This is a genomic window from Bradyrhizobium monzae (assembly GCF_021458635.1).
Taxonomy (GTDB): domain Bacteria; phylum Pseudomonadota; class Alphaproteobacteria; order Rhizobiales; family Xanthobacteraceae; genus Bradyrhizobium.
The window spans coordinates 321,358-341,890 of sequence record NZ_JAIRDQ010000003.1 but is presented as its reverse complement, the minus strand read 5'-3'; the positions used below and the strand labels follow the sequence as shown (position 1 = coordinate 341,890).

The 20,533-nt window shown below is 64.2% G+C and carries 19 protein-coding genes; 13 read left to right on the top strand and 6 right to left on the bottom strand.

What is annotated here, in order from left to right; all coding sequences use genetic code 11:
* The first annotated feature begins 10 nt into the window (after nt 1–10).
* The 10 genes from K3F49_RS15140 (at nt 11) to K3F49_RS15095 (ending at nt 10,512) form a co-directional block, all read left to right on the top strand.
* Complete coding sequence (locus K3F49_RS15140; RefSeq protein ID WP_234681738.1) at nt 11–886, top strand: phosphoribulokinase; 876 nt, start codon at nt 11–13, stop codon at nt 884–886.
* Between the two features lie 13 nt (nt 887–899).
* Nucleotides 900–2,921: a transketolase gene (tkt, locus tag K3F49_RS15135; protein ID WP_234681737.1), complete on the top strand. Its 2,022-nt coding sequence runs from the start codon at nt 900–902 to the stop codon at nt 2,919–2,921.
* Nucleotides 2,922–2,935: 14 nt separating this feature from the next.
* Entirely contained in the window at nt 2,936–4,021 is a 1,086-nt protein-coding gene (gene fba, locus K3F49_RS15130; protein ID WP_234681736.1) for a class II fructose-bisphosphate aldolase, read from the top strand.
* 31 nt (nt 4,022–4,052) lie between these two features.
* Entirely contained in the window at nt 4,053–5,513 is a 1,461-nt protein-coding gene (locus K3F49_RS15125) for a form I ribulose bisphosphate carboxylase large subunit (protein ID WP_234681735.1), read from the top strand.
* A gap of 11 nt (nt 5,514–5,524) precedes the next feature.
* The gene (locus K3F49_RS15120; protein WP_234681734.1) at nt 5,525–5,932 is read left to right on the top strand and encodes a ribulose bisphosphate carboxylase small subunit; all 408 of its coding nucleotides are present in this window, start codon (nt 5,525–5,527) and stop codon (nt 5,930–5,932) included.
* 97 nt (nt 5,933–6,029) lie between these two features.
* Nucleotides 6,030–6,962 carry a CbbX protein gene (gene cbbX, locus K3F49_RS15115; protein ID WP_234681733.1) on the top strand — a complete coding sequence of 311 codons (933 nt, stop codon included), beginning with the start codon at nt 6,030–6,032 and terminating at the stop codon, nt 6,960–6,962.
* Nucleotides 6,959–7,696, top strand: a complete 738-nt coding sequence (gene rpe / locus K3F49_RS15110) for a ribulose-phosphate 3-epimerase (protein WP_234681732.1) — start codon at nt 6,959–6,961, stop codon at nt 7,694–7,696. The genes cbbX and rpe overlap by 4 nt, the downstream gene beginning before the upstream one ends.
* A gap of 234 nt (nt 7,697–7,930) precedes the next feature.
* A complete protein-coding gene (locus K3F49_RS15105) occupies nt 7,931–8,143 on the top strand; it encodes a hypothetical protein (RefSeq protein WP_148776202.1) in 213 nt (70 codons plus the stop codon).
* 193 nt (nt 8,144–8,336) lie between these two features.
* A complete protein-coding gene (locus K3F49_RS15100; protein ID WP_234681731.1) occupies nt 8,337–9,872 on the top strand; it encodes a Do family serine endopeptidase in 1,536 nt (511 codons plus the stop codon).
* Between the two features lie 277 nt (nt 9,873–10,149).
* A complete protein-coding gene (locus K3F49_RS15095; protein ID WP_234681730.1) occupies nt 10,150–10,512 on the top strand; it encodes a hypothetical protein in 363 nt (120 codons plus the stop codon).
* A 12-nt stretch (nt 10,513–10,524) separates the two neighbouring features.
* Here K3F49_RS15095 and K3F49_RS15090 read toward each other — a convergent pair whose 3' ends face one another.
* Together K3F49_RS15090 and K3F49_RS15085 are read right to left on the bottom strand one after the other, a co-directional pair.
* Entirely contained in the window at nt 10,525–10,788 is a 264-nt protein-coding gene (locus tag K3F49_RS15090; protein ID WP_234681729.1) for a DUF6496 domain-containing protein, read from the bottom strand.
* Nucleotides 10,789–10,871: 83 nt separating this feature from the next.
* The gene (locus K3F49_RS15085; RefSeq protein WP_234681728.1) at nt 10,872–11,066 is read right to left on the bottom strand and encodes a DUF3072 domain-containing protein; all 195 of its coding nucleotides are present in this window, start codon (nt 11,064–11,066) and stop codon (nt 10,872–10,874) included.
* 114 nt (nt 11,067–11,180) lie between these two features.
* Here K3F49_RS15085 and K3F49_RS15080 point away from each other — a divergent pair, with 114 nt between their 5' ends.
* Together K3F49_RS15080 and K3F49_RS15075 are read left to right on the top strand one after the other, a co-directional pair.
* On the top strand, nt 11,181–11,360 hold the full coding sequence (locus K3F49_RS15080; protein ID WP_452101102.1) for a hypothetical protein: 180 nt from the start codon (nt 11,181–11,183) through the stop codon (nt 11,358–11,360).
* Nucleotides 11,361–11,423: 63 nt separating this feature from the next.
* Nucleotides 11,424–11,633 (top strand): hypothetical protein, encoded by a 210-nt coding sequence (locus K3F49_RS15075; protein WP_234681727.1) that lies wholly within the window; start codon nt 11,424–11,426, stop codon nt 11,631–11,633.
* A gap of 74 nt (nt 11,634–11,707) precedes the next feature.
* Here the strand turns inward: K3F49_RS15075 and K3F49_RS15070 are convergent, their stop codons facing one another.
* Entirely contained in the window at nt 11,708–11,947 is a 240-nt protein-coding gene (locus K3F49_RS15070; RefSeq protein ID WP_234681726.1) for a hypothetical protein, read from the bottom strand.
* 96 nt (nt 11,948–12,043) lie between these two features.
* Entirely contained in the window at nt 12,044–12,313 is a 270-nt protein-coding gene (locus K3F49_RS15065; RefSeq protein ID WP_234681725.1) for a hypothetical protein, read from the bottom strand.
* 142 nt (nt 12,314–12,455) lie between these two features.
* Between K3F49_RS15065 and K3F49_RS15060 the strand changes: the two genes are divergently transcribed.
* The gene (locus tag K3F49_RS15060; RefSeq protein WP_234681724.1) at nt 12,456–12,677 is read left to right on the top strand and encodes a hypothetical protein; all 222 of its coding nucleotides are present in this window, start codon (nt 12,456–12,458) and stop codon (nt 12,675–12,677) included.
* On the opposite strand, the gene K3F49_RS15055 is transcribed toward K3F49_RS15060, so the two are convergent.
* The gene (locus K3F49_RS15055) at nt 12,674–14,167 is read right to left on the bottom strand and encodes a sensor histidine kinase (protein WP_234681723.1); all 1,494 of its coding nucleotides are present in this window, start codon (nt 14,165–14,167) and stop codon (nt 12,674–12,676) included. The two genes, K3F49_RS15060 and K3F49_RS15055, sit on opposite strands and share 4 nt — an antisense overlap.
* A gap of 13 nt (nt 14,168–14,180) precedes the next feature.
* Nucleotides 14,181–20,477: a HAMP domain-containing protein gene (locus tag K3F49_RS15050; RefSeq protein ID WP_234681722.1), complete on the bottom strand. Its 6,297-nt coding sequence runs from the start codon at nt 20,475–20,477 to the stop codon at nt 14,181–14,183.
* Nucleotides 20,478–20,533: the final 56 nt, after the last annotated feature.

The following is a 20,533-nucleotide window of genomic DNA, read 5'->3' as shown; positions in this document are numbered from 1 at the left end:
GAGGTGACCCATGTCCAGGAAGCATCCGATCATCTCCATCACCGGCTCCTCCGGCGCGGGTACGACGTCGGTCAAGAAGACATTTGAGCAGATCTTCTTCCGGGAGAAGGTCAACGCCGTCTATATCGAAGGTGATGCCTTCCATCGCTACGACCGCGCGGAGATGCGCGTGCGCATGGCGCAGGAGGCCGAACGCGGCAACAAGCACTTCAGTCATTTCAGCCCGGACACAAATCTGTTCGAGGAGCTCGAGCGGGCATTTCGCGACTATGGCGAGACCGGCTCCGCGACGACGCGGCACTACGTCCACGACGCCGAGGAGTCAGCGCTGCATGGCACGGCGCCCGGCACCTTCACCGAGTGGAAGCAACTGCCGGAGAATTCCGACCTGCTGTTCTACGAGGGGCTGCACGGCGCCGTCGTCACCGACCGGGTCAATGTCGCGCGCTATGCGGACCTGAAGATCGGCGTCGTGCCCGTGATCAATCTCGAATGGATCCAGAAGCTGCACCGCGACCGCAGCGCGCGTGGATATTCGACCGAAGCCGTCACCGATACCATCCTGCGGCGGATGCCGGACTACATCCACTACATCTGCCCGCAGTTCACCGACACCGATATCAATTTCCAGCGCGTGCCGACAGTCGACACGTCCAATCCGTTCATCGCGCGCTGGATCCCGACGCCCGACGAATCGATGGTCGTGATCCGCTTCAAGAATCCGCGCGGCATCGACTTCCCCTATCTGCTCTCGATGCTGCCGCACAGCTTCATGTCACGCGCGAACTCCATCGTGTGTCCGGGTGCAAAGCTCGATCTCGCGATGCAGCTCATCCTGACGCCGCTCATCATGCAGCTCATCGAGCGCAAGCGCAGCTCGAAGTGAAAAGGAGGATCTGATGAACATCTCGGTTCATGCCGATGCCGATCTCACGGCAGTCGCGCACAGCGATCTCGCCAACGCGGTCCGCTTTCTCGCGGTCGACGCCATCGAGACCTCGCAGTCCGGTCATCCCGGCCTGCCGATGGGCATGGCCGATGTTGCGACCGTGCTGTTCTCGCGCTTCCTCAAATTCGACTCGGCGCATCCGGGTTGGCCGGACCGCGACCGCTTCGTGCTCTCGGCCGGCCACGGCTCGATGCTGCTCTACGCGCTGCTGCATCTGACCGGTGGCGATGTCAGCCTCGACGACATCAAGGCGTTCCGGCAATGGGGCTCGAAGACGCCGGGGCATCCTGAATATGGCCACACGCCGGGCGTCGAGACCACGACCGGACCGCTGGGGCAGGGCATCGCGACAGCCGTGGGTATGGCGCTCGCGGAGCGTATGGGCAATGCGCGGCATGGCGACGGCCTCGTCGATCACTTCACCTATGTGATCGCCGGCGACGGCTGCCTGATGGAAGGCATCAGCCAGGAGGCGATCTCGCTCGCGGGTCACCTCCAGCTCGGCCGCCTGATCGTGCTGTTCGACGACAACGGCATCTCGATCGACGGACCGACCTCGCTCGCGACCTCGGATGACCAGCTGGCGCGCTTCGCTGCATCCGGCTGGTCTGTGCGCCGCGTCGACGGGCACGATCCCGAGGCCGTCGCCCAGGCGATCGCAGAGGAACGTGAGCGCGCAAAACCGTCCCTGATCGCTTGTCGCACGATCATCGGTTACGGCGCGCCAGATCGTCAGGGTACCGAGAAGGCGCATGGCGCGCCGCTCGGCACCGAGCAGGCCGCGGCAGCACGGCGGGCACTGGGCTGGGATTATCAGCCCTTCGTCGTGCCGATCCCGGTCATGAAGGCGTGGCGGATGATCGGGCAGCGCGGGCAGGTGGATCGCCTGGCCTGGCTCGATCGTTACGAATGCGCGACGCCCGAGCAGCGCGACCTGTTCGTCGAGGGCAAGTCGGTTGCCCTGCCGAACGCCTATGCCCAGGCTTCGGCGAAATTGCGCGAGCGCTTTGCCACCGAGCGTCCAAAGCTTGCGACGCGGCAGGCCTCACAACAGGTGCTCGACGGAATCGCGGGAACGATCCCCGGATTTGTCGGCGGCTCTGCGGACCTGACGCATTCGAACCTGACGCACGCCAAGGTGCAGGCTCCTGTTAAGCGTGACTCGTTCGCCGGCGACTACATTCATTACGGCATTCGCGAGCACGGCATGGCCGCCGCGATGAACGGCCTCGCGCTGCATGGCGGGTTCATTCCCTATGGCGGCACGTTCCTCGCCTTCTCCGACTACAGCCGGCCGGCGATCCGTCTTGCGGCCCTGATGCGGCTGCGTGTCATCCACGTGATGACCCATGACTCCATCGGCCTCGGCGAGGATGGTCCGACGCATCAGCCGGTCGAGCATCTCGCCGCGCTCCGCGTCATTCCGAACCTGCTCGTGTTCCGCCCCGCCGACGCGGTCGAAACGCTGGAAGCCTGGAATTGCGCGCTCGAAACCGAGGATCGTCCTTCCGTGCTGTGCCTGTCGCGCCAGGCGCTGCCGACCTTCCGCAGCGATGTCCGCGGCAGGAACCGGGTCGCGCGCGGCGCCTATGTGATTGTCTCGCCCGATGGCGGACGTGACGTGACGCTGATGGCGACCGGCTCGGAAGTCTCGATCGCGCTGGAAGCGTCACGCCTGCTTGCAACAGAGCACGTCCGGGCCGCCGTCGTGTCAGCGCCGTGCTTCGCCCTGTTCGAAGAGCAACCGGATGATTATCGCGCCGCGGTTCTCGGCATCGCGCCGCGCGTCGGAATCGAGGCGGCCGTCGCCGGCGATTGGCATCGCTGGATCGGCGCTGAGGGCGAGTTCGTCGGCATGCGCGGCTTCGGTGCCTCGGCACCGGCTCCGGTGCTCTACCGCGAATTCGGCATCACGCCGCAAAGCGTCGCTGAAGCCGCCCGGCGGGCGATCGCCCGCGCTAGCAAGCAATAATAGGAGGATTCTTCGTGGCCCGTATCACTCTTCGCCAATTGCTCGATCATGCCGCCAGCCACGGCTACGCGGTGCCGGCATTCAACATCAACAATATGGAGCAGGGCATCGCGATCATGCAGGCGGCGGCCGAGGTTGATGCGCCGGTCATCATCCAGGCCTCGCGCGGTGCCCGCAGCTATGCCGGCGATCTCATGCTTTCGCACATGATCGACGCGCTGGAACGGACCTATCCGGACATCCCGCTCTGCATGCACCAGGACCACGGCAACGACGAGGCGACCTGTGCGTCGGCCATTGCCCACGGCTTCACGTCCGTGATGATGGACGGCTCACTCAAGGCCGATGCCAAGACGGCAGCCGACTACGATTATAACGTCGCGATCACCCGCCGCGTCGTCGATCTCGCGCATTGGGTCGGCGCCTCCGTCGAAGGCGAGCTCGGTGTGCTCGGCTCCCTCGAGCATGGGGGTAGTGAGCAGGAGGATGGCCATGGGGTCGAGGGCAAGGTGAGCCACGACCAGTTGCTGACCGATCCCGACCAGGCCGTCGACTTCGTTCGCGCCACCAAGGTTGATGCGCTCGCGATTGCGATGGGCACCTCGCATGGCGCCTACAAGTTCAGCCGCAAGCCGGATGGCGACATTTTGGCGATGCGGGTGGTCGAGGAGATCCACCGCCGGCTGCCGAACACGCATCTCGTGATGCACGGTTCCTCGTCGGTGCCGCAGCCACTGCAAGACATGTTCAACCAGTTCGGCGGCGAGATGCCGCAGACCTGGGGCGTGCCGGTCGAGGAGATCGTCCGCGGCATCAGAAGCGGTGTGCGCAAGGTCAATATCGACACCGACTGCCGTCTCGCGATGACCGCGGTGTTCCGAAAAGTGGCCACGCAAGCGCGCTCCGAGTTTGATCCGCGCAAATTCCTCAAACCCGCGATGGATGCGATGCGCGAGCTCTGCCGCGATCGTTTCGAGCAGTTCGGCACGGCGGGCCACGCGAGCAGGATCAAGGTCGTCCCCTTGAGCGAGATGGCGCGGCGTTACCGCAATGGCGAGCTCGACCCGCGCATCGGCGCCCGCGAGCCGGTCGCAGCCTAATCATGCAGAGAGAGAAGAGCAGGAGAGAGCCATGAATGCACATGCAGGAACCGTCCGCGGCAAGGAACGCTATCGATCGGGCACGATGGAATACGCGCGCATGGGCTATTGGGAGCCCGAGTACACACCGAAGGACACCGATGTCATCGCGCTGTTCCGCGTCACGCCGCAGGACGGCGTCGACCCGATCGAAGCGTCGGCCGCCGTGGCCGGTGAATCCTCGACCGCGACCTGGACGGTGGTGTGGACCGATCGCCTGACCGCGGCCGAAAAGTATCGCGCAAAGTGCTATCGCGTCGATCCGGTGCCCGGCACGCCTGGCTCGTATTTCGCCTACATTGCCTATGATCTCGACCTGTTCGAGCCGGGTTCGATCGCCAATCTGTCGGCGTCGATCATCGGCAATGTCTTTGGCTTCAAGCCGCTCAAGGCACTGCGCCTGGAGGACATGCGCTTCCCGGTCGCCTATGTGAAGACATTCCAGGGCCCGGCGACCGGCATCGTGGTCGAGCGCGAGCGGCTCGACAAGTTCGGTCGGCCGCTGCTGGGCGCAACGGTCAAACCGAAGCTCGGACTTTCGGGCCGCAACTACGGTCGCGTGGTCTACGAGGCGCTGAAGGGCGGGCTCGACTTCACCAAGGACGACGAGAACATCAACTCGCAGCCCTTCATGCACTGGCGCGACCGCTTCCTCTATTGCATGGAGGCGGTGAACCGTGCGCAGGCGGCCTCCGGCGAGACCAAGGGCACGTATCTGAACGTCACCGCGGGCACGATGGAGGACATGTACGAGCGCGCGGAGTTCGCCAAGGAGCTCGGGTCGTGCATCGTCATGATCGACCTCGTGATCGGCTACACCGCGATTCAGTCCATGGCGAAATGGGCGCGCCGCAACGACATGATCCTGCATCTGCACCGCGCCGGTCACTCGACCTATACGCGACAGAAGAGCCACGGCGTGTCGTTCCGCGTCATCGCCAAATGGATGCGGCTCGCCGGCGTCGACCACATTCATGCCGGCACGGTCGTCGGCAAGCTCGAAGGCGATCCCAACACCACGCGCGGTTACTACGACGTCTGCCGCGAGGATTTCAATCCGACCAAGCTCGAGCACGGCCTGTTCTTCGACCAGAACTGGGCGAGCTTGAACAAGATGATGCCGGTTGCCTCCGGCGGCATCCATGCCGGCCAGATGCACCAGCTGCTCGATCTGCTCGGTGAGGACGTCGTGCTGCAATTCGGCGGTGGAACCATCGGCCATCCCATGGGCATTGCGGCGGGCGCGATCGCCAACCGCGTGGCGCTGGAAGCGATGATCCTCGCCCGCAACGAGGGCCGCGACTACGTCCACGAAGGCCCGGAGATTCTGGCCAGGGCGGCGGAGACCTGCACGCCGCTGAAGGCGGCGCTGGAAGTCTGGAAGGACGTGACCTTCAACTATCAATCCACCGACACGCCGGACTTCGTGCCGACGGCGCTTGAGACCGTCTGAGGAGACAGAACATGAAACTGACCCAGGGCTGCTTCTCGTTCCTGCCGGATCTGACCGACGACCAGATCACGAAGCAGGTGCAATACTGCCTCACCAATGGCTGGGCGGTGAACATCGAGTTCACCGACGACCCGCATCCCCGCAACACCTATTGGGAGATGTGGGGCCTGCCGATCTTCGACCTCCAGGACGCCGCCGGCGTGATGATGGAACTCGCCGAGTGCCGCAGGGTGTACGGCGACCGTTACATCCGCATCAGCGGGTTCGATTCCAGTCATGGCTGGGAATCGGTGCGGATCTCCTTCCTGGTCAACCGTCCGCCTCAGGAGGCCGAGTTCGAGCTGGTGCGGCAAGAGGTGGGCGGCCGCGCAATCCGGTACAGCACCGTGCGCAAGCCGGCCGCCCACGCCTCGCAATAATCACTCCCTTCCGCGCGGAGCGCTCCCTGCTCCGTATTCTTGGCGGACCACTGCTTCGCCGCTCCCCCGCGGCGAAGCTCTTTTCTTCGAGGTGCCCATGCTCGACGTTCCCCATGCAACGGCCGCCGAAGGCGGTGAGACCAGTTTCGATCTCCGCAAGGAGGCCGAAGCGGCCGGGATCACCGACACGCTGCAACAGCTCGAGCAGGAGCTGATCGGCCTGAAGCCGGTCAAGAGCCGCGTGCGCCAGATCGCCTCGCTGCTGCTGATCGAGCGCATCCGCCAGCGCGCGGGCCTCGCATCGGCACCGCCGACGCTGCACATGTCGTTCACCGGCAATCCCGGCACCGGCAAGACCACGGTGGCGTTGCGCATGGCAAAGATCCTGCACGGTCTCGGCTTCGTGCGGCGCGGGCAGGTGATCTCGGTGACGCGCGACGATCTCGTCGGGCAATATATCGGCCATACCGCGCCGAAGACGAAAGAGATATTGAAGAAGGCGATGGGAGGCGTGCTCTTCATCGACGAGGCCTATTACCTGCACCGGCCTGACAACGAGCGCGACTACGGCCAGGAGGCGATCGAGATCCTGCTCCAGGTGATGGAGAACCAGCGCGAGGACCTCGTGGTGATCCTCGCCGGCTATGGCGAGCGCATGAATAGCTTCTTCGCCTCCAATCCCGGCTTCCGCTCGCGCATCGCCCATCACGTCGAATTTCCCGATTATGCGGAAGCCGAGCTGCTGGTCATCGCCGAGCTGATGCTGAGGGAGCGCGGCTATCGCTTTTCGGTGGCGGCGCGCGAGGCGTTCGAGAAGTATATCGCGTTACGACGAACCCAGCCGTTCTTCTCCAACGCGCGCTCGATCCGCAACGCGGTCGATCGCATTCGACTGCGGCAAGCCGATCGCCTGGTGTCGGATCTCGATCGCATGCTCGACGTCGCCGATCTCGAGACCATCGATCCCATCGACGTCCTGGCGAGCCGTGTCTTCAGCGGCGGGGCAGATGCGCGGAGTGCAAAGCCATGACCAGGGAGATCATTATCGCCCCCTCGATCCTTGCGGCGGATTTCGCCCGCCTCGGCGAGGAGGTCGCAGCAATCGATGCGGCCGGCGCCGACTGGATCCATTGCGACGTCATGGACGGCCACTTCGTGCCGAACATCAGTTTTGGCGCGGACGTCATCAAGGCGATCCGGCCGGTAACGAAGAAGGTCTTCGACGTGCATCTGATGATTGCACCTGTCGATCCCTATCTGGAAGCGTTCGCGAAGGCGGGGGCCGATGTCATCACCGTCCATGCCGAGGCGGGCCCGCATCTCGACCGTTCGCTCCAGGCGATCCGGGCACTCGGCAAGAAGGCCGGCGTCAGCCTGTGTCCGGCGACGCCCGAGAGTGCGATCGAATATGTGCTCGATCGTCTGGATCTCGTGCTGGTGATGACGGTCAACCCGGGCTTCGGCGGCCAGTCCTTCCTCGAATCCCAGCTCGAGAAGATCGCGCGCATTCGCAGCATGATCGGCGAGCGGCCGATCCGGCTCGAGGTCGATGGCGGCGTCACGGGTGACAATGCCGCTCCTGTTGCCGCGGCTGGCGCTGACACGCTCGTTGCAGGTTCCGCCGTCTTCCGCGGCAAGAGCAGTGCCGATTATGCCGCCAACATCGCGGCCATTCGCGTTGCCGCGGAAGCTGGTCGGGTTCCGAAACTGCAGGATAATTCCTCGCGGCCGATGCGTGCGGGAGAAGGTGTGCGCATCCGGTAGATTACGGAGACGTTGGGCGCGCTCGCGACGTTTCCCGGGGGCCTACGGACCGAGGCGCAGCGCGCCTTCCCGGAACGTGAGGCCTGTGAGGATAGGAACCAATGCAGGTCTGCGGCTTTCCTAAAAGTTAACCCAGGTTAAGGCGGCTGGGCACGCAAAAAATGTTTTGCACAATCGCCATCGGCGTGACGTAAATCAGGGTGATAAGCCCGTGTGAATGCGAGGGAGGGTCTCATGGAGAACGTACGTCGCTACCGCGCGCTGGCGTCCCTCTGTCGCCAGCAGGCGGCCTATCGGCCGCTCCAGAACTGGCAGCTGCTCGGCCAGGCCGAACATTTCGAATATCTCGCCGAGATTGCATTGAAGGCGCATTTCGACGCGTGCAATGCGCAACGCGAAGAGGACGCCATCGCAGCCGCGGCATGGGAGCGACCCGCTGCGGCGTGAGCGCTTTCGCTGAAAACCCCAAAGGACCGCTCGCTGGGCTGTCGTTGCGCGGAGCGACGTCTGTTTCGAGAAGCTGAACTGCGGCCGCCTGCCGCAGTTACTTTTCCAAGATTTAATCGCGTGGACGGGACGTCGTAAGGTGGCGACGTCCATGTTGGGTACAAGGCGACTTACCCAACATGGACATTTCGACATGATCGATCGCGTCAATTCCGACACCACCAGAACCCGTACAATTCTGAAGCCGCGCCGGCTCGCGCTGCTCGGCACCGTGGCAGCGCTTGGCGTGGCCGTGCTGGCTGCGTCTCCCGCTTCGACGCCGTTCGGCGTGAACTCCCTGATTTCGCCTGCGCAGGCCGCTGAAAGCGCCGCGACGCCGTCGGGCTTCGGCGACCTCGTCAGCAAGGTCAAGCCCGCCGTCATCTCGGTGCGGGTGAAGATCGACCAGGACAACGACAAGAGCGCGATGCTGCAACAGAACCGGATGGATCAGGACGAGAATTCCCCGTTCGACCAGTTCTCGCAACAGTTCGGCTTCCGCGGCCCGGGTGGCATGAACGGCATGCCGCGCCAGCGTCACCAAGTGATCACGGGCGAGGGCTCCGGCTTCTTCATCTCGGCCGACGGCTATGCCGTGACCAACAACCACGTCGTCGACCACGCCGAGTCCGTGCAGGTGACGATGGACGACGGCACGATCTACACCGCGAAGGTGGTCGGCACCGATCCGAAGACCGACCTCGCGCTGATCAAGGTCGACGGCAAGAAGGACTTCCCGTTCGTGAAATTCTCCGACCAGAAGCCGCGGATCGGCGACTGGGTGGTCGCGGTCGGCAATCCCTTCGGCCTCGGCGGCACCGTGACGGCCGGTATCGTCTCCGCCAGCGGCCGCGACATCGGTAACGGCCCCTATGACGACTACATCCAGATCGATGCACCGATCAACAAGGGCAATTCCGGCGGTCCGGCCTTCGACATGAACGGCAACGTGATCGGCGTGAACACCGCGATCTTCTCGCCCTCGGGCGGCTCGGTCGGCATCGGCTTCGATATTCCGTCCTCGACCGCCAAGCTCGTGATCGCGCAGCTGAAGGACAAGGGCGCCGTCACCCGCGGCTGGCTCGGTGTGCAGGTGCAGCCGGTGACTGCGGAGATCGCCGAGAGCCTCGGCCTGAAAGAGGCGCGCGGCGCAATCGTCGATAACCCGCAGGATGGCAGCCCGGCGGCGAAGGCCGGCATCGAGGCTGGCGACGTCATCACCGCCGTCAATGGCACCGCGATCAAGGACTCCCGCGATCTCGCCCGCACCATTGCCACGCTGGCGCCGGGCACATCCGTGAAGCTCGATGTCGTCCACAAGGGCGATACCAAGACGATGACGCTGGCGCTCGGCGAGCTGCCGAACGAAAAGCAGGCCAAAGCTGACGACGGCAAGACGCAGCAGGCCCCCGGCACGCCGCGCCTCGGGCTCAGCCTGGCGCCGGCCGGCGACGTTCAGGGCGCAGGCCAGAAGGGCGTCGTGGTCACCGAGGTCGACCCGCAGGGACCGGCGGCACAGCGCGGCATCCAGACCGGCGACGTCATCCTCAATGTCGGCGGCAAGGCGGTCGCCAATGTCGGCGACGTCCGCTCCGAACTGGCGCAGGCCAAATCGTCCGGCAAGAACAGCGTGCTGCTGCAGGTGAAGAACGCCGAGGCGATTCGTTTCGTGGCGGTGCCGCTGGCATAACCTCTCGGTCTTGACGGCAAATTCAAAAGGCGGCCTGCGGGCCGCCTTTTTCGTGCGAGCCTTTCGAGATACCCACAGGCCGCCGATAACATTCTCGTTAACGGCAGCAATGATGACGGGTTCGCCCGAAAAAGCCGCGTTCGCTCGTCACACTTTTGGAATCGCTTGTTGTACCTTGGCGGCAGTGACGGCGCCGAGGCAAGTTGCAGGAGTAGAACTTCGGACGTCCGGCTGCTTTGTGGAACCCGCCGGTGGTTCGCATTTGATCGGTGCCGACATGGATCGATTGAAGCTCTGGCTGAAGCTTGCGCTGCTCGCGGCGCCGCTGGTGCTGTCGGGCGGAAGCGCCATGGGGCGCGATGACGGCCGCTTCACCGATTCGCCGCTGAAACCCTGGTTCGACAGCCTGCGCAGCCATCTCGGTCCGTGCTGTTCGGACGCCGACGGCGTTGCGGTGGCCGATCCTGACTGGGACTCGCACAATGGGCACTACCGGGTCCGTCTCGACGGAGAGTGGGTCGAGGTCCCCGACGAAGCCGTGATCACCGAACCGAACCTCGCCGGCCGTACCATGGTCTGGCCGGTCAAGACGGCGTTCGGCGTTTCGATTCGCTGCTTCATGCCCGGCAGCATGATCTGATGCCGGTCGGCGTCACCGCCTGGCGGATTTTCGCTTCGAGCTCTTCTTCTTCTTCGTCTTGGACGTCTTCCGCTTCGAGGCCTTCTTCGGCACCTTCTTGCCTTTCTTGCGGGCTTCCGACAGGCCGATCGCAATCGCCTGCTTGCGGCTCTTCACGCGTCCGCCGCGGCCGCCTGGTCCGCTCTTCGCAGTCCCCTTCTTGTAACGCCGCATCTCGCGCTCGACATCATTGCCGGCACTGCGTGAGTAACGGCGTTTCTTTGCCTTGCGTGCCATCAACTCTCTCCCGTGACCTCCCCTTGGCCTCGGAAGAGAACAGGAGTGCTGACGCAACGTTCCAAAGGCGTCGTGTGCGCGCCTCAGAAGGAGTTCGCGAGTTCGATCTCCGCTTCGAGCACCTGGATGCGGCGCGCGGCTTCGGCAGAGGACAGGCCGCGATCGTATTGCGCGGGCTGATAGGCCTCCTCACTCAGCCGCCTCAGCCGCAACCCCTGCGCCCGGGTCATCTGCTCCATGAGAAAAGCCTTGGCGTCGTATTTACCCTGAACCTGCATGTCGCTCTCCACACTGAATTCGTGGCTTGACTATATGTTCTTATTTTGTTCTAACAAGTCATGGACAATAGAATTAATGAAATTCGACGCAAAATCAGCGCCTTGAGGCTGGAGATGGCCGATGTCGAGGCGTCCGTGCGGGATCTGGTCAATCGGGATCGCGACTGCACCGAACGGGCCCAGGCGCAGATGGATCTGCGCCGGAAAATCGATCTGTTGATCGGCGAATGGAAGGCGTCCGGCGGTGGCGGGGTGTTGCCCACATCCGCGACCGGGTGCGTCTTCGTCCGCTGAAGGGCGAGAGCAGGCCCGTGCGCCGTTGAGACATGGCACTTAGGTGGCGGATGGAGGCAGACGGTGGAGGAAGACCCGGACACCTACCGGATTCTGAAGCTGCGCGCCGAAATCCTGGAATTGGGTTCCGCGATCCGGCAGTTGCAGCGTGAGGGCCTCGACCATGCCGCGGCCCAGCTCCTGATCGCGCGCAAGCGGGCGCAGCTCGACCACCTCGTGAAGACGGACTCCGCAAGTCGCCGCCTTGACATCATTGACATCCGACGCAGCTAAAGCGGTCGCGCAACGCGACATGCAACAAGAAGCCCCGCGTCGCCACGGGGCTTCTTATTGCCGTGAGCCGGCGCTTACTTGCTCATTCCGCTCTGGGGCTTGGTCATGCTGCCACCCTGATCGCTGCCAGGGCCGGCGCCGCCCTGGCCGGACGCGTCGGGAGGAACGGTCTTCTTCATGTTGGCGCCGGTGGTCTGCGAGGACGAGGTCGCCGATCCGTGTTTGGCCTTATGCGACTTGGCTTGCGCGGCGAAAGGCGCGGCAGCGAGGCCAGTTGCCAACATCACGGCGAAAGCGAGCTTGGTCGTGTTCATGCGCGGGAACTCCCTGAGTTAAATCGACGCAGGCAGCCAACCGCTCATCGCCGCGGGAGTTCCGAACCAGACGTCACATTGCGCTTCACGCGCGCTTCAAGATTCCTTGTCCTCGTTGAGGATGAACACGACGCCCGTCAGCGCGGCACCGATGGCAAACGTCGTCACCATCGTGCCGACAAAGACCAAAACGGCCGCACGGCCGCCGTGGTTCAGCAATTCTGCGACCGCAGGATTGGCCAGGATCAATGCAAGCGTGAAGGCCAGGCCGAGTGCCGCGCCCATCATCGCGTGCGTCATCAGTTTGATGATTCCGGCAGGAGAGATCAGGCTTTGCGACTGTTTCGGCGACTTTTTTGCGCGCATGGAACTGCCACTCGATCTGGCATGCAAACGCGCGCCCCCATCCTGGGTTCCAATCCGGATGAAGGAATTGTCACGAGCCGCTTCATCCGACGTTCATGCCGACCTTGCGAGGATGAGCACCATCAACACGGGAACATTCGATATGGGCAAGGTGGTCTTTCTCTATCGCTCGCTGGCCTACCGTAACGCGGCGGCCGACATGTTGCGCAAGGCGCGCAAGCTGCCGCGCGGTGCAGAGCGCAGCGCCGCCCGCCGCTACGCGACGGCGTTGCGTGATCTCGCGCAAACGGAAGCCTGGCTCGAGGGGCGTGTCGCCGATGAACCACGGCCGATGTTGCGGTTGAAGGTCGCTGCGTCGCGCTAACCCGACGCGCGCTGAAGTTCGGGAGAAGTGCCGGTCGCGAACTTGTCCTGCCCCGCCGATGTTGCCGCGCTCTTGCGCGTCAACGGCACATCGAGACGGCACAACAGGCCCTCTGAACGCCAATCGAACTGCGCCTGTCCGCCGAGCTGGGATTCGACACTGGCGAGCAAGCTTCTCGTGCCGAAGCCACGCGACTTCGGCGTCCTGACCAACGGCCCACCGGTCTCCTCCCAGGTCAAGATGAGGAGATCGTTCTCGGCCTGCCAGCCGATCGCGAGCCGCCCCGACCGGGTCGAGAGCGCGCCATATTTGGCCGAGTTGGTGAAGAGCTCGTGCAGCGCCAGCGCCAGGGTCTGGGCTGTCGCAGGCAGCAACTGAACCTCGGGACCCGCAAGCTTGATTTGTCCGCCGAGCGAATAGGGTGCAAGCTCTTCCTCGATCAGCTTGGAGAGTTCGGCGCCTTGCCAGCTCGACAGCGACAGGATGGTGTGCACGCGCGCGAGCGCGTTGATGCGCCCCTCGACGGCACTGACGTAAGCCTTGACCTCGTCGGCGCGGGTGAGGCGCACGATCGACTGTGCCAGCGCCAGCGCATTCTTGGCCCGATGATCGACTTCGCGTGCGAGCAGGTTCTGCCGTTCCTCGGCGCGCTTGCGCTCGGTGATATCGACGGTGACTCCGCTCACCCGCACCACGCGACCGCCCGGTTCCACCGTTGCCGCCGCCGTGCCGACGCACCAGCGCACCTCGCCATTGGGCCGGCAGACGCGAAACTCTCCTTCATAGGCGTGGGCGCCGGTATTGAACGCGGCAACCGCTTGCCCGAACTGATCGACGTCATCCGGGTGGAGCAGCGCCTGGATGTTGGCCGAGGTGACGTTGAAGGTTTCCGGCGTCACGCCGAAGATGCGGTACTGGCCTTCGTCCCACATCCAGTCGCCGTTGACCCAGTCCCAATCCCAGGATCCCATCTTGCCGGCGGCGATCGCCATGCTGCGCCGCTCTTCGCTCTCGCGCAGCTTCGCGGTGGAATTTTCCAGTTCGGCCGTGCGGGCGCGGACGCGATCCTCGAGATCCTGGTTCAGCCGTTCGAGCTCGCGCGTCTTGCGGTACAGCTCCGCAAACACCTTGACCTTGGCGCGCAGCACCTCCGGTACGACCGGAACCGGCACGTAATCGACCGCGCCCATCTCGTAGCCGCGCAACCGGTCGATGTCGCTGACCTGAATGGCCGAGATGAAGATCATTGCGGTCTTCTGGAAACGCGGATGCTCGCGGATCATCGCGGCGAGCTCGAAGCCGTCGAGTTCGGGCATGCAGACGTCGACCAGGATCACCGCGATCTCGGTCTTGAGCAGGACCTCCAGCGCCTCGCGGCCGGACGAGGCGATCACGAGGTTCTCGCCGAGTTCCTTCAAGATCACCTCGTAGGCGAGCAGCTTGGCCGGCTGATCGTCGACGAGGAGAATATTGACCTTTTCGTGGTCCATTCGCGGATCCAACTCAGCGGTGCAGCCACATGCGGATCGCAAGCAGCAATTGATCGGTGTTGACGGGTTTGGCGAGGTAGTCGGACGCGCCGGCTTCCAGGCATTTCTCGCGGTCGCCCTTCATTGCCTTCGCCGTCAGCGCGATGATCGGCAGGCGCAGGAAGGCCGGGTTCTCCCGGATCACGCCGATGGTCTGATAGCCATCCATCTGCGGCATCATGATGTCCATCAGCACGATGGCGATTTCCGGGTTGGACTCGACCAGCGTCACCGCCTCGCGGCCGGTGGTCGCCGTCAGCACTTTCATGCCGCGTCGCTCCAGCACGCTCGACAGCGCGAAGATGTTGCGGGCGTCGTCGTCGACCAGCAACGCGGTCTTGCCGATCAAATCCTCGTCGGAACTGTTGAGCTTCTCCAGCATGCGCTGCTTCTCGACCGGCAGCTCGGTGATCACGCGATGCAGGAACAACGCAGTCTCGTCGAGCAGGCGTTCGGGTGACTCCACACCCTTGACCACGATGCTACGCGCCATGGTGTGAAGTTCCGCATCCTCTTCCGCGGAGAGCTCGCGGCCGGTGAACACCACCACCGGAACGTTCGACAATGTGTCGTCGCGACGGATCTGCTCCAGCACCTCGAAGCCACTCATATCGGGCAGCCGGAGGTCGAGCACCACGCAGTCGCAGGGCGCTTCGCGCAGAGTCGACAGCGCACCGGCACCGGTGTCGCTGGTCACGATTTCGATGTCGTCGTGATGCAGCAGTTCGCGGATCGACAGCTGCTCGGCCTCGTTGTCCTCGACGATCAGGAGCCGCTTGCGCCGCGGTCGCGCGTATTCCTTGATCTGCGTCAGCGCGGCGGCGACACCTTCGGTGGTCGTCGGCTTGTTGACGAAGGAAAAGGCGCCGCGGGCGAGTGCGTGCTGCCGGTCTTCGTCGAGCGTGATGATCTGCACGGGAATGTGGCGCGTCAGCGGGTTGTGCTTGAGCTGGCTCAGCACAGTCCAGCCGAGCATGTCGGGCAGAAACACGTCGAGTGAGACGGCCCTCGGCTGATACTGTTTTGCGAGTTCGAGCGCCTCCGCGCCCTGCGCCGCGACCAGGACCTTGAAACCCTTGTCGCGAGCGAGATCAACCAGAATACGCGCATAATGCGGATCGTCCTCGACGATGAGCAGGATGCTGTCGCCGGGTTCGAGATTGAGCCGGTCGTCGGGCAGCTGCTCGATGACGCGCTGCTGTTCTGGCGCGACCGGCTGGAGTGCCGGCGGCTGGTTGTACTGTTGCGGCGCTGGTGCTGCGCGCGGCGCCAGCGTCGGGCCGGAGTATTTCAGCGGCAGATACAGCGTGAAGGTCGAGCCCTTGCCCGGGGCACTGCGAAGGTGGATTTCGCCGCCGAGCAGACTCGCCAGTTCGCGGCTGATGGCGAGGCCAAGGCCAGTGCCGCCGTATTTGCGGCTGGTGCCGGCGTCCGCCTGCTGGAACGCCTCGAAGATCAGCTTCTGCTTCTCGAGGGGAATGCCGATGCCGGTATCGGAGACCTCGAAGGCGATCACGGCCGGCGCGGAGTTCAGCACGGGATGATCCGTGCCCCAACCGCCGAGCGCGCCGGCGACCTGCAGCCGCACTTCGCCTTCACCGGTGAACTTGAAGGCGTTGGAGAGCAGGTTCTTCAGCACCTGTTGCAGACGCTTGGAGTCGGTGACGATGCTGCGTGCGAGATTCGGATCGACGTCGATCTTGAACGACAGATTGCGGTTCTCCGCTTCATGCCGGAACGGGCGTCCAACCGTCTCGAGCAGGTTGGCGGTGAGGATTTCCTCGGCGTCCACTGTCACCGTGCCGGACTCGATCTTGGAGAGATCGAGAATGTCGCTGATGAGGTTCAGGAGGTCGGTGCCGGCACCGTGGATGGTGCGCGCGAATTCGACCTGTTTGCCCGTGAGGTTGCCATCGGGATTGTCGGTGAGCTGCTGTCCGAGAATCAGGATCGAGTTCAGCGGCGTGCGCAGCTCGTGGCTCATATTGGCCAGGAATTCCGACTTGTACTTCGAGGTCAGCGCGAGCTCGGTTGCCTTTTCCTCAAGCGCGCGGCGCGCCTGCTCGATTTCCTGATTCTTGCGCTCGACCTCGACGTTGCGCTCGGCGAGCTGCTGCGCCTTCTGCTCGAGCTGGTCGTTGGTCTGCTGCAACTCGCGCTGCTGCGTCTGCAGCTCGCCGGCGAGCTGCTGCGACTGCTTGAGCAGGCCTTCGGTCTGCATCGTCGCTTCGATCGAATTGAGCACGATGCCGATGGAATCGGTGAGCTGCTCCAGGAACGTCATCTGCGAGGTCGTGAACGAGGCGAGCGAGGCGAGCTCGATCACCGCCTTGACCTGGCCCTCGAACAGCACGGGCAGCACCACGAGGTTCTTCGGCGCGACGCGAAGCAGCGCCGAGTTGATCGGCACCACGTCGGCGGGAATATCGGAGACCACGCGCGGGCGCCGGTCGATTGCACATTGGCCGATCAGGCCGTCGCCGAACGGAAGCACGCGCTGATAGGGATAGACGCCGTCGCCGGCATAGGAGGCAAGCAAGAGGAGTTGCGGATTGTCCTCGTTCTCGACCCGGTAGATCACGCCGGTATGTGCGTTGACCAGCGGCGACAGCTCTGTCAGCAGCAGCCGGCCGACGGTCGCGAGATCGCGCTGGCCCTGAAGCATGTTGGTGAACTTGGCAAGGTTGGTCTTCAGCCAGTCCTGCTCGGTGTTCACATCCGTCGTCAGACGGAGGTTCGTGATCATCGTGTTGATGTTGTCTTTGAGCTCGGCCACTTCGCCGCGGGCGTCGACCTGAATCGACCGCGTCAAATCGCCCTTGGTCACGGCAGTTGCCACCTCCGCGATCGCGCGCACCTGCGAGGTGAGGTTGGCCGCGAGCAGGTTGACGTTGCCGGTAAGGTCCTTCCAGGTGCCGGCGGCGCCGGGCACGTCGGCTTGACCACCCAGCCGGCCTTCGACGCCGACCTCGCGCGCCACCGACGTCACCTGGTCGGCGAAGGTCGCGAGCGTCTCCGTCATGTTGTTGATGGTATCGGCGAGTGCCGCGACCTCGCCCTTCGACTTCACGGTGAGATTTTGTTTGAGGTCGCCGTTGGCGACCGCGGTCACCACCTTGACGATGCCGCGGACCTGCTCGGTCAGGTTCGCCGCCATGAAGTTGACGGTGTCGGTGAGGTCCTTCCAGGTGCCGGCCACACCGGGCACCTGGGCCTGACCACCGAGCTCGCCTTCGGTGCCGACCTCGCGCGCAACGCGGGTGACTTCGCCGGCGAACGCGTTGAGCTGGTCCACCATGGTGTTGATGGTGTTCTTGAGCTCGAGGATTTCGCCCTTCACGTCCACGGTGATCTTGCGAGACAAGTCGCCGCGTGCGACCGCCGTGGTCACTTCGGCGATGTTGCGAACCTGCGTGGTGAGGTTGGCCGCGAGCAGGTTGACGTTGTCGGTCAGGTCCTTCCAGGTGCCGCCGACGCCGGGCACGACCGCCTGACCGCCGAGCCGGCCTTCGGTGCCGACCTCGCGCGCCACGCGCGTCACTTCGGCCGCGAAGGAGCGGAGCTGCTCCACCATCGTGTTCAAGGTGTCCTTGAGCAGCAGGATCTCGCCGCGCACGTCCACCGTGATCTTCTTCGACAAATCGCCGCCGGCGATCGCGGTCGCGACCTCGGCGATGTTGCGGACCTGAGCCGTGAGGTTCGAGGCCATGAAGTTGACGTTGTCGGTGAGGTCCTTCCAGGTGCCGGCGACGCCGGACACTTCGGCCTGGCCGCCGAGCTTGCCTTCGGTACCGACTTCGCGGGCGACGCGCGTCACCTCGCCGGCGAAAGCGTTGAGCTGGTCCACCATGGTGTTGATGGTGTTCTTCAGCTCGAGGATTTCGCCTTTCACGTCCACGGTGATCTTGCGGGACAAGTCGCCGCGCGCCACGGCGGTCGTGACCTCGGCGATATTGCGGACCTGAGCGGTGAGGTTGCCCGCCATCGAGTTGACGGAATCGGTCAGATCCTTCCAGGTGCCGGCCACGCCGGGCACGTTGGCCTGACCGCCGAGCCGGCCTTCGGTGCCGACCTCGCGCGCCACGCGCGTCACCTCACCGGCGAAGCGGTTGAGCTGGTCGACCATCGTGTTGAGCGTGTCCTTCAGCTGAAGGATCTCGCCGCGGACGTCCACCGTGATCTTGCGCGAGAGGTCGCCGCCGGCGATTGCGGTCGCGACCTCGGCGATGTTGCGGACCTGGGCAGTCAGGTTGCCCGCCATCGAGTTGACGGAATCGGTCAAATCCTTCCAGGTGCCGGCGACGCCGGGCACGCCGGCCTGGCCGCCGAGCTTGCCGTCGGTGCCGACTTCGCGCGCCACGCGCGTCACTTCGCCGGCGAAGGCGTTGAGCTGGTCCACCATGGTGTTGAGCGTTTCCTTCAGCTGAAGGATTTCGCCCGAAACGTTCACCGTGATCTTCTTCGACAAATCGCCCTTGGCGACCGCGGTCGCGACCTCGGCGATGTTGCGGACCTGGCCGGTCAGGTTCGACGCCATCGAGTTGACGGAGTCGGTCAAGTCCTTCCAGGTGCCGCCGACGCCGCGCACGACGGCCTGGCCGCCGAGCTTGCCTTCGGTGCCGACCTCACGCGCGACGCGCGTGACTTCGCCGGCGAAGGCGTTGAGCTGGTCCACCATGGTGTTGATGGTGTCCTTCAGCTCCAGGATTTCGCCGCGCGTGTCCACGGTGATCTTCTTCGACAAGTCGCCGCCGGCGACCGCCGTCGTCACCTCGGCGATGTTGCGAACCTGCGCGGTCAGGTTCGACGCCATCGAGTTGACGCTTTCGGTGAGGTCCTTCCAGGTGCCGGCGACGCCGAGCACGTTGGCCTGGCCCCCGAGCCGGCCTTCGGTACCGACCTCGCGGGCGACGCGCGTGACTTCGCCGGCGAAGGCGTTGAGCTGGTCCACGCAGGTATTGAGCGTTTCCTTCAGCTGAAGGATTTCGCCCGACACGTTCACGGTGATCTTCTTGGAGAGGTCTCCGCCCGCGATGGCGGTGGCGACGTCGGCGATGTTGCGGACCTGTGCGGTCAGGTTCGACGCCATGAAGTTGACGTTGTCGGTCAGGTCCTTCCAGGTGCCGGCTACGCCGGGCACTTGCGCCTGGCCGCCGAGTTTGCCTTCGGTGCCGACCTCGCGCGCGACGCGCGTCACTTCGGAGGCGAAGGCGTTCAACTGGTCCACCATGGTGTTGATGGTGTCCTTCAGCTCCAGAATTTCGCCGCGCACGTCCACTGTGATCTTGCGGGACAAGTCGCCGCGCGCCACGGCGGTCGTCACGTTGGCGATGTTGCGGACCTGTGCGGTGAGGTTGCCGCACATCGCGTTTACGGAGTCCGTCAAGTCCTTCCAGGTGCCGGCGACGCCGGGCACGATGGCCTGGCCGCCGAGCTTGCCGTCGGTGCCGACCTCACGCGCGACGCGCGTCACTTCGGAGGCGAAGGAGCGCAACTGGTCCACCATCGTGTTGATGGCTTCCTTGAGCTGAAGGATCTCGCCGCGGACGTCGACGGTGATCTTCTTGGACAAGTCGCCGTTGGCCACTGCGATCGTCACCTCGGCGATGTTGCGAACCTGGTTGGTGAGGTTGTTCGCCATCGAGTTGACGCTCTCGGTCAGGTCTTTCCAGACACCGGTCACTTCCGGCACCTGGGCCTGGCCGCCGAGTTTTCCCTCGGTGCCGACCTCGCGCGCGACGCGTGTCACCTCGGAGGTGAAGACGCCGAGCTGCTTGATCATCGTGTTGACGATGGTCGCCGATTGCAGGAATTCGCCGCGGAGCGGGCGGCCCTCGACGTCGAGCTTGACGGTCTGGAGCAGGTCGCCCTGCGCCACCGCTGCGACCGCGCGGGTCACCTCGCGCGTCGGCCACAACAGATCGTCGATCAGCGTGTTGACGGAGCCTTCCATGTCGGCCCAGGAACCGGAGGCGAGGCCGAATTTTACGCGCTGGCGGGTCTTGCCTTCGCGTCCCACCACTTGGCCGACCAGCTCGAGCTGCTGCGCCATGCGCTGGTTGGCGGCGATGATTTCGTTGAAAGTATCGGCGATCTTGCCGTCGATCCCGAGATAGTCGCCGCTCATGCGCACGGAGAAGTCACCGCTCCGCATGGCCTGGAGCGCAAGCAGCAATTCCGGCCGGGAATCCGGCTCCGATGTGCCGTTGGGTTTGGGTTTCGGGATGCGACGACCGGAGCGTGATGCCGTTCCGGAATCGAGGTCGCTCATACTAATTCCCCCGCAAGCGTCGGCCGAATCCACGGCGTGACGCAACTGATCAAAAT

Bases quoted from the DNA above. Each gene is read 5' to 3' on its own strand.
- K3F49_RS15085 (WP_234681728.1), bottom strand. From the start codon at position 11,066: ATGCAGGTTCAGGGTAAATACGACGCCAAGGCTTTTCTCATGGAGCAG.
- K3F49_RS15055 (WP_234681723.1), bottom strand. From the start codon at position 14,167: ATGGACCACGAAAAGGTCAATATTCTCCTCGTCGACGATCAGCCGGCC.
- tkt (WP_234681737.1), top strand. From the start codon at position 900: ATGAACATCTCGGTTCATGCCGATGCCGATCTCACGGCAGTCGCGCAC.
- cbbX (WP_234681733.1), top strand. From the start codon at position 6,030: ATGCTCGACGTTCCCCATGCAACGGCCGCCGAAGGCGGTGAGACCAGT.
- K3F49_RS15120 (WP_234681734.1), top strand. From the start codon at position 5,525: ATGAAACTGACCCAGGGCTGCTTCTCGTTCCTGCCGGATCTGACCGAC.
- rpe (WP_234681732.1), top strand. From the start codon at position 6,959: ATGACCAGGGAGATCATTATCGCCCCCTCGATCCTTGCGGCGGATTTC.
- K3F49_RS15140 (WP_234681738.1), top strand. From the start codon at position 11: ATGTCCAGGAAGCATCCGATCATCTCCATCACCGGCTCCTCCGGCGCG.
- K3F49_RS15100 (WP_234681731.1), top strand. From the start codon at position 8,337: ATGATCGATCGCGTCAATTCCGACACCACCAGAACCCGTACAATTCTG.
- K3F49_RS15060 (WP_234681724.1), top strand. From the start codon at position 12,456: ATGGGCAAGGTGGTCTTTCTCTATCGCTCGCTGGCCTACCGTAACGCG.
- K3F49_RS15080 (WP_452101102.1), top strand. From the start codon at position 11,181: ATGGCCGATGTCGAGGCGTCCGTGCGGGATCTGGTCAATCGGGATCGC.
- K3F49_RS15105 (WP_148776202.1), top strand. From the start codon at position 7,931: ATGGAGAACGTACGTCGCTACCGCGCGCTGGCGTCCCTCTGTCGCCAG.
- K3F49_RS15090 (WP_234681729.1), bottom strand. From the start codon at position 10,788: ATGGCACGCAAGGCAAAGAAACGCCGTTACTCACGCAGTGCCGGCAAT.
- K3F49_RS15065 (WP_234681725.1), bottom strand. From the start codon at position 12,313: ATGCGCGCAAAAAAGTCGCCGAAACAGTCGCAAAGCCTGATCTCTCCT.
- K3F49_RS15070 (WP_234681726.1), bottom strand. From the start codon at position 11,947: ATGAACACGACCAAGCTCGCTTTCGCCGTGATGTTGGCAACTGGCCTC.
- K3F49_RS15095 (WP_234681730.1), top strand. From the start codon at position 10,150: ATGGATCGATTGAAGCTCTGGCTGAAGCTTGCGCTGCTCGCGGCGCCG.
- K3F49_RS15125 (WP_234681735.1), top strand. From the start codon at position 4,053: ATGAATGCACATGCAGGAACCGTCCGCGGCAAGGAACGCTATCGATCG.
- K3F49_RS15050 (WP_234681722.1), bottom strand. From the start codon at position 20,477: ATGAGCGACCTCGATTCCGGAACGGCATCACGCTCCGGTCGTCGCATC.